1 protein-coding gene is annotated in these 13,605 nt (G+C 70.4%); it reads right to left on the bottom strand.

Annotation, left to right across the window (positions count from 1 at the left end):
• Positions 1-13,605 (bottom strand): non-ribosomal peptide synthase/polyketide synthase (locus K8556_RS38160; protein ID WP_223745064.1); only part of this gene is annotated, 13,605 nt, incomplete at both ends.

The raw sequence follows: 13,605 nt of genomic DNA, 5'->3' as shown, positions 1-13,605 counted from the left end.
CACCTCGTCACGGCCGACGAGAGAGGCGGTGGAGTAGGTGGTGTCCTCGGAAGGCCCGTAGAGATTGAAGAGCTTCTCAATCGTGGGCACCGCGTAGACCTGCCTGGCGAGCGTCTCCGGGAGGGCTTCGCCCGCGAGGTTGATGACACGCACGGAAGGCGGCACCGCGCCCAGACGCAGCAGTTGCGCCATGGCGGAGGGCACGGTGTTGACGAGGGTGACGTGCGAGGCCGTAGGCAGCTCCGCCAGGTGCAGGGCGTTGCGTGCCACCACCACCGCGCCACCGCTGGAGAGCGGTGCGAAGAGCTCGAAGACGGAGAGGTCGAAGTTGAGGCTCGTCGCGGCGAGGGTGCCCTTGAGTTCCTCCGGCGAGAAGGTCTCCAGGGCCCAGTGGAGGAACGCCACAGCATTGCCGTGGGAGATGGCGACGCCCTTGGGACGGCCGGTGCTGCCGGAGGTGTAGATGAGGTAGGCGAGGTGGCCCGGGTGGATGTCCACCGTGGGCGCCGTCGTCGGCTGCTTCACCAGCTCCACGTCCGAGTCGAGGCACACGGGCGTGGCGCTGGTTTCTGGCAGCGCCGAGAGCAGGTGCGAATGCGCCACGAGGGCAGGCCCCTGAGCGTCCTCCAGCAGCCAGCCCAGGCGCTCACGCGGGTAGCTGGGGTCCAGCGGCACGTAGGCGCCACCGGCCTTGAGGATGCCGAGGGCACCGATGACAAGGTCCTCGGTGCGCTCGACGCACAGGCCGACACGGACTTCGGGCCCGACACCCAGGCCTCGCAGGCGGTGAGCGAGCTGGTTGGCCTTCGCGTCCAGTTCCCGGTACGTCAGTCGCCGCTCGGGCGTGATGACTGCCACGGCATCCGGCGTGCGGCGCACCTGGGCTTCCACCATCGCGGGGATGCTGGGCTCACGCGCCACCTGCGAGGCGGGTGGGTTCCATTCGACGAGGAGCTGCTGGCGCTCAGCATTCGTGAGCAGCGGCAGGTCGCTCAGGCGGGTGTCCGGCTTCTTCGCGATGGCCTCCAGCAGCACGCCGAAGTGGCCCGCCATGCGCTGGATGGTCGCCGCGTCGAACAGGTCCGTCGCGAAGTCGAACGAGCCAACGAAGCCGTCCGGGCCTTCGCGCAGACCCAGGGAGAGGTCGAACTTGGCGAAGTGGGCTTCCAGCGGCAGGGCCTGGAAGGACAACCCCGGCAGGCGCAGCGCCTCGGTGGGCGTGTTCTGCAGGACGAACATGGCTTGGAACAGCGGACTGCGGCTCAGGTCACGTGAGGGCTGTACGGCCTCCACGAGCTTCTCGAACGGCAGGTGCTGATGGTCATAGGCCGCGAGCGTCGTGCCTCGGACCTGGGTCAGCAGCTCCCGGAACGTCGCGCGCGGATTGAGTTGGGCGCGCAGGACGAGCGTGTTGATGAAGAAGCCGATGAGGCCTTCGGTCTCCGCCTGCGTGCGGCCCGCGATGGGCGTGCCCACGCTGATGTCATCCTGCGCGGAGTAGCGCGACAGCAGCACCTGGAACGCCGCCAGCAACGTCATGAACGGCGTGGCGCCTTCCCGCTGTGAGAGGGCCTTGAGGCCATCCGCGACGCGCTTGGGAATGCGCACGTCCACCGAGTCGCCCCGGTGCGACTGCACGGGCGGACGCGGGTGGTCCGTGGGCAGCTCCAGCGCAGGGGGCGCCCCGGAGAGCTGCTGCTTCCAGTAGTGGATCTGCGCGTCCAGCGCCTCTCCCTGGAGCCAGGTCCGCTGCCACGCCGCGAAGTCCGCGTACTGCACGGGCAGCGGTGGGAGCGAGGGCGACCGGCCCGTGGAGAAGGCCGCGTAGAAGGTCGCCACTTCCCGGACGAGGACGCCCATGGACCAGCCGTCGGAGACGATGTGGTGCATCGTCACCAGCAGCAGGTGTGAGTCCTTGGCCAACCGTACCAGCGTGCTGCGCAGCAGCGGGCCCCTGGCCAGGTCGAACGGCCGTCGTGCTTCCTCGTCGGCCATCCGCCGCGCCTCTTCTTCCCGGAGTGCTTCAGGCCGGGCGGAGAGGTCCACGAGCGGCAGCGCCCAACCGCTGGGCGCGTGGACCGTCTGGATGGGCTGGTCCTGGTGCTGGTGGAAGGTGGTGCGCAGGGCCTCGTGGCGCTGGATGAGCGCTTCGAAGGCACGGCGCAGCGACTCCACGTCCAACTGGCCCGAGAGCTGGAGCGCCGTGGGGATGTTGTACGACGCGTCCCCAGGCTGGAGCTGATCCAACAGCCACAGCCGCTGCTGCGCGAAGGACAACGGCCGCGGGCCGTCCGCGTGCATCTGGGTGGGCGCGGGCAGGTGGAGGTTCGGCGTGGCCGTCTGGAGCCGCTCCGCGAGCGTGGCGACCGTGGGGGACTCGAAGAGGACCCGCAGCGGCAGCTCCACGCGGAACGTGGCGCGCACGCGCGAGACGAGCTGGGTGGCCAGCAACGAATGGCCGCCGAGCGCGAAGAAGTCGTCGTGGACGCCTACGCGCTCCACGCGCAGCACCTGCGTGAAGAGGGCCGCGAGCTGCTCCTCGGCGGGGGTGCGCGGTGCGACGTAGGTGGAGGCGAGCGTGGAGCCCTGGGGCGCGGGCAAGGCCTTGCGGTCCACCTTGCCGTTGGTGTTGAGCGGCAGCGCTTCCAGCACCAGGAACGCGGAAGGCACCATGTACTCGGGCAGGTGCTGCTTGAGGAAGGTGCGCAGCTCGGTGGAGTCCAGGGACTCTCCCGCCTCGGGGACGAGATAGGCGACAAGCCGCTTGTCTCCGGGCACATCCTCGCGGACGAGGACGACGGCTTGATGCACGGCGGGATGGCCCAGCAGGCGGGACTCGATTTCGCCCAACTCGATGCGGAAGCCGCGCACCTTCACCTGGAAGTCGGCACGGCCCAGGTAGTCGAGCATCCCGTCCGCGCGCCAGCGCACCACGTCGCCGGTGCGGTAGAGGCGGGCACCCGGCGCGGAGGAGAAGGCATCCGGAATGAAGCGGTCCGCCGTCAACTCCGGGCGGTTGAGGTAGCCGCGCGCGACGCCCTCACCGCCGATGAAGAGCTCACCGGCGACGCCAATGGGCACGGGGCGCAGCGTGCGGTCCAGGACGTAGACGCGCACGTTGGGAAGGGGCCGGCCGATGGTGGGCGTGGGGGAGGCGTCGAAGGCGCAGGCGGTGGCGTCGACGGTGCACTCGGTGGGGCCATAGACGTTGAAGACGCGGGGGCGCGGGGCCTGGGCGAGGTGGCGCCAGGTGGCGGGGTCCACGGCTTCACCGCCGACGAGGACGCGGTGGGGGACTGCCGTGCGCTCCAGCAGGCCTTCATCCACCAGCAGGCGCAAGTGGGCCGGAGAGCAGTCGAGGACGTCGAGAGCGTCCTGGCCAATGCGGTTGACGAGCTCGGCGACGTCGGCGCGGGCCTCGTCGGGGACGATGCAGAGGGTATGGCCATCGAGCACCTGGATGAGCTGCTTGACGGAGGCGTCGAAGGAGAGAGGCGCATTGACGCTGACGCGCTCCCCCGGCCGGGCATCCGCGTGCACCGTGGCGGCGAGGGCGACGCGCAGGTTGAGCACGGAGCGGTGCTGAATCATCACGCCCTTGGGGCGGCCCGTGCTGCCGGAGGTGTAGATGATGTAGGCGAGGTGCTCCGGCGTGACGGACGTCACCGGGGCGTGCGAGGGCTCACGGGAGAAATTCGCGGCGTCGGAGTCAAGGCAGAGGGTGTGCGCGGAGTGCGGAGGCAGCGAGTCGCGCAAGCGCTGCTGGGTGAGGACGACGGGAGCGCCTGTGTCGGTGAGGACGTGGGCAAGCCACTCACGGGGGTAGCTGGGGTCGATGGGGACGTAGGCGCCGCCGGCCTTGAGGGTGCCGAGGATGCCGACGAGGGCCTCCACGGAGCGCTCCACGCAGAGCACGACGCGCACGTCGGGGCCGACGCCCAGCTTCACCAGCCGGTGGGCCAGTTGATTCGCACGCGTGTCCAACTCCCGGAAGGTGAGCTGCTCCTCGCGGCAGATGACGGCCAGGGCGTCAGGCGTGCGAAGGGCCTGGGCGCTGAAGGCGTCATGGAGGCAGAGGTCGCGGGGGAACTCCGCGTTGGGCCCATTCCAATCCACAAGGAGCCGCTGGCGCTCCGGCGCGGTGAGCAGCGGCAGGCTCGCGAGCGTCGAGTCCGGCTGGGCGGCGATGGCCTCCAGCAGCACGCCCAGGTGGCCGGACATGCGATGGGCCGTCGACGCGTCGAAGAGGTCCGTCGCGTACGTCAGCAGTCCGACGAAGCCCTGGGGCGACTCGCCGAGCGTCAGCGTGAGGTCGAACTTGGAGGACCGCGTGTCCACCGGGACGCTCTGGAAGGACAGCCCGGACACGCGGAGCGTCTCCGTGGGCGCGTTCTGCAGGGAGAACATCGCCTGGAAGAGCGCGCTGCGGCTCAGGTCGCGCACGGGGTGGAGGACCTCCACCAGCTTTTCGAACGGCAGGTGCTGATGCTCGTAGGCCGCGAGCGTCGTGCGGCGCACCTGGGCGAGGAACTCACGGAACGTCGCGCGCGGATCCACCTGAGCGCGCAACACCAGCGTGTTGACGAAGAAGCCGATGAGGCCTTCGGTCTCCGCCTGCGTGCGGCCCGCGATGGGCGTACCCACGCTGATGTCGTCCTGCGTGGAGTAGCGCGCCAGGAGCAATTGCCACGCCGCGAGCAGCAGCATGAAGGGCGTCGCGCCTTCATCCTGTGCCAGGGCCTTCAGGGCCTGCGAGATCTCCAACGGGATGCGCACGTCCACCGTGGCGCCCCGACGCGACTGCACCGGCGGACGTGGGCGGTCCGTGGGCAGCTCCAGCGCGGAAGGGGCCCCACCCAACTGCTTCTTCCAGTAGCCCAACTGCGCATCCAGCGCTTCGCCCTGGAGCCAGCCTCGCTGCCACACGGCGAAGTCCGCGTACTGCACGGGCAGCGGCGGGAGCGACGGCCACTGGCCCATGACGAAGGCTTCGTAGAACGCCGCCACCTCCCGGACGAGCACGCCCATGGACCAGCCGTCGGAGACGATGTGGTGCATCGTCACCAGCAGCAGGTGCGAGTCCTGTCCCAGCCGCACCAGCGTGCTGCGCAGCAACGGGCCCGCGGTGAGGTCGAACGCACGCCGAGCCTCCGTGGCCGCCACGCGCTGGGCCTCCTCTTCCCGCCGCGATTCAGGCAGGGACGTCAGGTCGATGAGGGGCAGCTCCCAGCCAGCAGGCTCCTGGATGCACTGCGACGGCTCCTCCTCCGACGTGGAGAGCGTGGTGCGCAGTGATTCGTGGCGCTCCACCAGCGCTTCGAAGGCGCGGCGCAACGACTCCACGTCCACCGGGCCCGTCAGCCGCAGGGCGGTGGGGATGTTGTACGAGATGTCTCCCGGCTGGAGCTGATCCAACAGCCAGAGCCGCTGCTGGGCGAAGGACAGCGGAATGGCGCCTTCGCGCGGCATGGGCCGCAGCGGCGGCGCGCGGAGCCCGGCGGACCGGGCCTCCTCGAGCTTCGGCGCGAGGCCTTCGACCGTGGGCGCCTCGAAGAGCGCCCGCAGCGGCAGCTCCACTCGGAACGTGGACCGCACCCGCGAGACGAGCTGGGTGGCCAACAGCGAATGGCCTCCCATGGCAAAGAAGTCGTCCCGCACGCCGATGCGCTCCACCCGGAGGACCTCGGCGAAGAGGGTGGCGAGCTGCTCCTCGGCGGCGGTGCGCGGCGCGACGAAGACGGTGCTCCGAGGCGTGTTCCCCGGCTCCGGCAGGGCCTTCCTGTCCACCTTGCCGTTGGCGTTGAGGGGCAGCGCGTCCAGCACCACGAAGGCCGACGGCACCATGTACTCCGGCAGCCGCTGCTTGAGGCCTGCCCGGAGCGTGTCCGGGGTCGGCGTATGTCCCGCGCGCGCGGTGACGTAGCCGATGAGGCGCTTGTCCGCGCCGGTGCCCCGCGCCACGACGACTGCTTCATTCACGCCAGCGGTGGAGCGCAGCGCGGTCTCGATTTCGCCCAGCTCGATGCGGAAGCCACGCACCTTCACCTGGAGGTCGACGCGGCCCAGGAAGTCGAGCGTCCCGTCCTCCCTCCAGCGCGCCTGGTCGCCCGTGCGGTAGAGGCGCTCGCCCGGAATGGACGCGAAGGGGTGGGGGATGAAGCGCTCCGCGGTCAGGTCCGGACGGTGCAGGTAGCCCCAGGCCAGGCCCTGGCCCCCCACGTACACCTCGCCGGCAATGCCCACGGGCACCGGGTGCAGGTGCGCGTCGAGCACGTAGACGGTGGAGTTGGAGGGCGGCCGGCCGATGGGGATGGCGCCTTCCACGCGCGAGCCATGGCCCATGGCGAAGGTGGTGGCGAGGGTCGTGTTCTCCGTGGGGCCGTAGGCGTTGTGGAAGCTCGCGCCCTCGGGGATGCGGGCCAGGTGCTCCCGCACGCGGTCCGCGGGCAGCACGTCGCCACCGGAGAGGATCTGCCGCACGCCCGCGAGCGCTTCACCCTGGTGCAGGGCCATCTGCTCGAAGAGCGCGGTCGTCAGGAACAGCGTCGTCACGCCGTGGTGGCGCAACTGCGCGGCCAGATCCTCCAACGAAAGCGAGTGCGGCGGAGCGAGCACGAGCTTCGAGCCATTCAGCAGCGCGCCCCAGATTTCGAGCGTGGAGGCGTCGAAGGCGATGGGGGCGACCTGGAGCCAGACCTCGTCCGCGCCGAAGCGCATGAAGGTGCTGCCGAGCACCATCCGCGTGATGCCCCGGTGCGGAATGCAGACGCCCTTGGGGCGGCCGGTGCTCCCGGAGGTGAACATCACGTAGGCCATGGCCTCGCCGTCCACGCGGACGTCGGGGGCGTGGGTCGGCCTGGTGGCGATGACGTCGCGCTGCGCGTCCAGCCAGACGCGGGTGCCGGTGGCGGGCAGCAGGGACGCGAAGGGCTGGTGGGTGACGACGAAGTGGACGTCCGCGTCCTCCAGCAGGGACGCGATGCGCTCCACGGGCGCGTTGCGATCCACGGGGACGTAGGTGGCCCCCACCTTGAGGATGGCGAGGAGCGCCGCCACCAGCTCGAAGGACCGCTCGACGGCGAGGCCGACCCGCGCACCCGGCTGGATGCCGAGGTCGCGCAGGTGGTGCGCCAACTGGTTCGCGCGCGCGTCCAGTTGCGCATAGGTCAGCGAGGCCTCTCCCAGGACGAGGGCGATGGCCTCGGGCGCGCGCTGCGCCTGCCGGGAGAAGTGGACGTGGACGGGGACGTCCGTGGGACTGGCGACGGTGGTGTCGTTCCACTCCACGAGGATGCGCCGCCGCTCCTCGTTGGAGAGGAGGGACAGGTCGGCCACGGACTGCTCGGGCCTGGCGGCCACGGCCTCCAGCAGTGTGAGCCACTGGCGGGCCATCCGCTCCAGGGTGCCGCGCTTGAAGAGGGCGGTGCTGTACTCCAGCGACCCCACGAACCCCTGGGGCGAGTCCTGCATCGCCAGGTTGAGGTCGAACTTGGCGGAGCGCCCTTCGGTGACGACCTGCTGGAAGGTGAGGCCGCGGACGCGCAGGTCTCCGGCCGGCGCGTTCTGGAGGGCGAACATCACCTGGAACAGCGGGCTGCGGCTCGCGTCCCGTACGGGCTGGAGGACCTCCACCAGCTTCTCGAACGGAAGGTGCTGGTGTTCGTAGGCCGCGAGCGTCGTGCCGCGCACCTGGGCCAGCAACTGACGGAAGGAGTCCTCCGGCGCCACTCGCGTGCGCAGGACGAGCGTGTTGACGAAGAAGCCGATGAGGCCCTCGGTCTCCGCCTGGGTGCGGCCCGCGATGGGCGAGCCCACGGTGATGTCGTCCTGCGCGGAGTAGCGCGACAGGAGCACCTGGAATGCCGCCAGCAGCACCATGAACGGTGTGGCGCCCTCACGCTGCGCCAGCGCCTTGAGCGCCTCGGACGTCTCCTGGGGAATCCGCACGGAGACGGCCGCGCCCTGATGGGACTGGATGGCCGGCCGCGGATGGTCGGTGGGCAGCTCCAGCGCGAACGCCGCGCCCGCGAGCTGCTGCTTCCAGTAGCCCAGTTGCGCGTCCAGCGCCTCACCCTGGAGCCATTGGCGCTGCCGCTCCGCGAAGTCCGCATACTGCACCGGCAGCGGGGCCAGCGTGGGCGTCTGGCCGGAGGTGAAGGCCTCGTAGAAGGCCACCAACTCGCGGACGAGCACGCCCATGGACCAGCCGTCGGAGACGATGTGGTGCATCGTCACGAGCAGGAAGTGGTCCTCCTCCGCCAGCCGCACCAGCGTCGTGCGCAGGAGCGGCCCGCGCTCCAGGTGGAAGGGCTGGTTCGCCTCCTTGGCGATCCGGCGCTGGGCCTCGGCTTCGCGCTGCGCGTCGGGCAGTGCGGACAGGTCCACGAGCGGCAGCGTCCACACGTCCGGCAGGTGGATGTGCTGGGTGGCCTGTCCTTCATGCTCATGGAAGGTGGTGCGCAGGGATTCGTGTCGCGCGACCAGGGACTCGAAGGCGCGGCGCAGCGACGCCACGTCCACCGGGCCCTTGAGCCGGAGCGCCGAGGGGATGTTGTACGACGCATCCCCCGGCGTGAGCTGATCCAGGAACCAGAGCCGCTGCTGGGCGAAGGAGAGCGGAATGGCTCCCGTGCGCGAGGCGGGCCGGAGCGGAGGCGTCCCCCGGGCCGCCGCGGGCCGCGCGTCCGCGAGCTTCAGCGCGAGGGCGGCCACGGTCGGTGCATCGAAGAGGGTACGCAGGGGCAGCTCCAGCCCGAGCGTGGCCCGCACGCGCGAGACGAGCTGGGTGGCCAGCAGCGAGTGGCCTCCCAACGCGAAGAAGTCATCATGGAGGCCCACCCGCTCCACCCGGAGGACTTCGGAGTAGAGCGCCGCCAACTGCTTCTCGGTGGCGGTGCGCGGTGCGACGTAGGCGGCGGCGCGCGTGCTCTCCTCCGGCTCCGGCAGGGCCTTGCGGTCCACCTTGCCGTTGGCGTTGAGGGGCAGGGCGTCCAGCACCATGACGGCCGACGGCACCATGTACTCGGGCAGGTGCTGCTTGAGTCCTGCCTTGAGCGCGTCCGTGTCCAGCGAGTGGCCTACGCTCGCGGTGACGTAGCCGATGAGGCGCTTGTCCGCGTCCGTGCCCCGGGCCACGACGATGGCCTCGTTGACGCCGGTGGCGGAGCGCAGCACGGCTTCGACTTCGCCCAGCTCGATGCGGAAGCCGCGCACCTTCACCTGGAAGTCGACGCGGCCCAGGAAGTCGAGCGTGCCGTCCTCCTTCCAGCGAGCCTTGTCGCCCGTACGGTAGAGGCGCTCGCCCGGCGTGGAGGCGAAGGGGTGGGGGACGAAGCGCTCCGCGGTCAGCTCGGGACGATTCAGGTAGCCCCAGGCCAGACCCTGGCCGCCCACGTACACCTCACCGGCGACACCCACGGGCACAGGGCACAGGCTCGCGTCGAGCACGTAGACAGTGGAGTTGGAGAGCGGCCGGCCGATGGACACCGAACCGCCCACCACTGAATCGCGGTGCATGGCGAAGGTAGTGGAGAAGGTGGTGTTCTCCGTGGGCCCATAGCCATTGAGGAACGTCGCGCCTTCCGGGAGGCGCGCGAGGTGTTCGCGCACACGGGCGGCGGGCAGCACGTCGCCACCGGCGAGGACCTGGCGCACGCCCGCGAGTGCTTCACCCTGGTGCAGGGCCATCTGCTCGAAGAGGGCGGCGGTGAGCCAGAGTGACGTCACGTGGTGGTGACGCAACTGGGCGGCCAGTTCCTCCAACGACAGGGAGTGCGGCGGGGCGAGGACGAGCTTCGCGCCGTGCAACAGCGCGCCCCAGATTTCGAGCGTGGACGCATCGAAGGCAACAGGGGCTGCCTGGAGCCAGACCTCGTCCGGCCCGAAGCGCATGAAGGTGCTGCCGAGCACCAGTCGCGTGATGCCTCGGTGGGGCACGCTGACGCCCTTGGGACGACCCGTGGATCCCGACGTGAACATCACGTAGGCCAGGGCTTCACCCTCCACGCGGACCTCTGGCGCATGCGTGGGCCGCGCGGCGATCTCCGCGGACTGGGCATCCAGCCAGACGCGGGTGCCGGTGGAGGGCAGGAGTGAAGCGAAGGGCTGGTGAGCGAGCGTCACGCTGACGTCCGCGTCCTCCAGCAGGGCTTCGATGCGCTCCACGGGGGCGTTGCGGTCCACGGGGACGAAGGCCGCGCCCACCTTGAGGACGGCGAGGAGCGCGGTCACCAACTCGAAGGAGCGCTCGACGGCGATACCGACGCGTGCACCGGGAGCGATACCCAGGGCCCACAGGTGATGGGCCAGTTGGTTCGCCCGTGAATCCAACTGGGCATACGTCAGCGTCGCGTCGCCCAACACCAGCGCCACCGCTTCGGGCGTGCGCTGGGCCTGCCGGGCGAAGTGGACATGGACCGGCACGTCCGTCGGGCTGGCGACGGCGGTGTCGTTCCACTCGACGAGGACGCGCTGGCGCTCCTCGCTGGAGAGGAGGGACAGCCCGGCCACGGGCTGCTCGGGCTTCGCGGCCACGGCCTCCAGGAGCGTGCGCAGATGGCTGCCCATCCGCTCGATGGTGCTCCGCTCGAAGAGGGCGGTGCTGTACTCCATCCAGCCGGTGAACCCCTGCGGTGAGTCCTGCAACGTCAGGGTGAGGTCGAACTTGGCGGAGTGGCCCTCGGCGACGACCTGCCGGAAGGTGAGGCCTGGAACGCGCAGCGCTTCTCCAGGGGCGTTCTGGAGGACGAACATCACCTGGAACAGCGGGCTGCGGCTCGCGTCCCGCACGGGCTGGAGCACCTCCACCAGCTTCTCGAAGGGCACGTGCTGATGCTCGTACGCCGCGAGCGTCGTGCCGCGCACCTGGGCCAGCAACTGACGGAAGGAGTCCTCCGGTGTCACGCGCGCACGCAGGACGAGCGTGTTGACGAAGAAGCCGATGAGCCCTTCGGCTTCCGCCTGGGTGCGGCCCGCGATGGGCGAGCCCACCGTGATGTCGTCCTGGCCCGCGTAGCGCGACAGGAACACCTGCCAGGCCGCGAGCAGCACCATGAACGGCGTGGCGCCCTCACGCTGCGCCAGCGCCTTGAGCGCCTCGGACGTCTCCTGGGGAATCCGCACGGCGTGGGTCGCACCCGCGTGGGACTGGATGGCCGGGCGGGGATGATCCGTGGGCAGCTCCAGCGTGGCCGGAGCCCCCGATAGCTGCTGCTTCCAGTAACCCAGTTGCGCGTCGAGCGTCTCGCCCTGGAGCCAGTCGCGCTGCCACGCCGCGAAGTCCGTGTATTGCACTGGCAGCGGGGCCAGCGCGGGCGCCTGACCGGTGCTGAAGGCCTCGTAGAAGGCCACCAGCTCACGGACGAGCACGCCCATGGACCAGCCGTCGGAGACGATGTGGTGCATCGTCACGAGCAACAGGTGTTCTTCCGCCGTCAGCCGCACGAGCGCGGTCCGCAGCAGCGGGCCGTTCCTCAGGTCGAACGGTTGACGTGCATCCGTTTCGACCTTCCGCTGGGCCTCGTCCTCGCGCTGTGCTTCGGGCAGCGTGGACAGGTCGATGAGCGGCAACGCCCACGTGCCGGGCGGATGGATGTGCTGGGTGGCCTGCCCTTCGACGTCGCGGAAGGTGGTGCGCAGGGCGTCGTGCCGAGCCACCAGCGCCTCGAAGGCGCGGCGCAGCGACTCCACGTCCACCTGCCCCGTCAGCCGGAGCGCCGTGGGGATGTTGTAGGACGCGTCCCCCGGCGTGAGCTGATCCAGGAACCAGAGCCGCTGCTGGGCGAAGGAAAGGGGCTGAGGCCCATCCGCCTGGGTCCGGGTGAGCGGGGGGAGGCGGAGGCTCGGCGTCTGGGATTGGAGGCGTTCTGCGAGCGTGGCGACCGTGGGCGCCTCGAAGAGGGCCCGCAGCGGCAGCTCCATGCGGAACGTGGCGCGCACGCGCGAGACGAGCTGGGTGGCCAGCAACGAATGGCCGCCGAGGGCGAAGAAGTCATCGTGGACGCCCACGCGCTCCACGCGCAGCACCTGCGTGAAGAGGGCCGCGAGCTGCTCCTCGGTGGGGGTGCGCGGTGCGACGTAGGTGGAGGCGAGCGCGGTGCCTTGAGGCGCGGGCAGCGCCTTGCGGTCCACCTTGCCGTTGGTGTTGAGCGGCAGCGCTTCCAGCACGAGGAGCGCGGAGGGGCGCATGTGCTCGGGCAAAAGCTGCTTGAGCCAGTCCCTGAGGGCCTCGGACGTGGGGGCGGCTTGCGTACCCTCCGGAGGCACCACGTACGCGACGAGCCGCTTGTCGCCGGGGATGTCCTCGCGAGCCAGCACCACGGCCGCGTGCACCTGGGGATGCTTGAGGAGGGCGGCTTCGATTTCGCCCAACTCGATGCGGAATCCGCGCACCTTCACCTGGAAGTCGGCGCGGCCCAGGTAGTCGAGCATCCCGTCCGCGCGCCAGCGCACCACGTCGCCGGTGCGGTAGAGACGGGCACCCGGGGTGGAGGAGAAGGCATCCGGGATGAAGCGGTCCGCCGTCAACTCCGGGCGGTTGAGGTAGCCGCGCGCGACGCCCTCACCGCCGATGAAGAGCTCACCGGCGACGCCAATGGGGACGGGGCGCAGCGTGCGGTCCAGGACGTAGACGCGCACGTTGGGCAGGGGGCGGCCGATGGTGGGCGTGGGAGAAGCGTCGAAGGCGCAGGCGGTGGCGTCGACGGTGCACTCGGTGGGGCCGTAGACGTTGAAGACGCGGGGGCGCGGGGCCTGGGCGAGGTGGCGCCAGGTGGCGGGGTCCACGGCTTCCCCTCCGACAAGGACGCGGTGGGGGACGGCCGTGCGCTCCAGCAGGCCTTCATCCACCAGCAGGCGCAGGTGGGCCGGAGAGCAATCGAGGACGTCCAGCGCATCCTTCTCAATGCGGTTGACGAGCTCGCCGACGTCGGCGCGGGCCTCGTCGGGGACGATGCAAAGCGTATGGCCGTCGAGGACCTGGATGAGTTGCTTGACGGAGGCGTCGAAGGAGAGAGGGGCGTTGACGCTGACGCGCTCGCCCGGCCGCGCGTCCGCGTGCACCGTGGCGGCGAGGGCGACGCGCAGGTTGAGCACGGAGCGGTGCTGAATCATCACGCCCTTGGGACGGCCGGTGCTGCCGGAGGTGTAGATGATGTAGGCGAGGTGCTCCGGCGTGACGGACGTCACTGGAGCGTCGTGGGACTCAAGAGCAAGGTCCGCGGCGTCGGAGTCCAGGCAGAGGGTGTGAGCGGAGTGCGGAGGCAGCGAGTCGCGCAGGCGCTGCTGGGTGAGGACGACGGGAGCGCCCGTGTCGGTGAGGACATGGGCAAGCCACTCGCGGGGGTAGCTGGGGTCGATGGGGACGTAGGCGCCGCCGGCCTTGAGGGTGCCGAGGATGCCAACGTGGGCCTCCACGGAGCGCTCCACGCAGAGCACGACGCGCACGTCGGGGCCGACGCCCCGCTTCACCAGCCGGTGGGCCAGTTGATTGGAGCGGACTTCCAACTCCCGGAAGGTGAGCTGCTCCTCACGGCAGATGACGGCCAGGGCGTCGGGCGTGCGAAGGGCCTGGGCGCTGAAGGCCTCATGGAGGCAGAGGTCGCGGGG

This window comes from Corallococcus sp. AS-1-12 (genome assembly GCF_020036995.1).
Lineage (GTDB): Bacteria > Myxococcota > Myxococcia > Myxococcales > Myxococcaceae > Corallococcus.
This window is presented reverse-complemented; position numbering and strand designations above follow the sequence as displayed.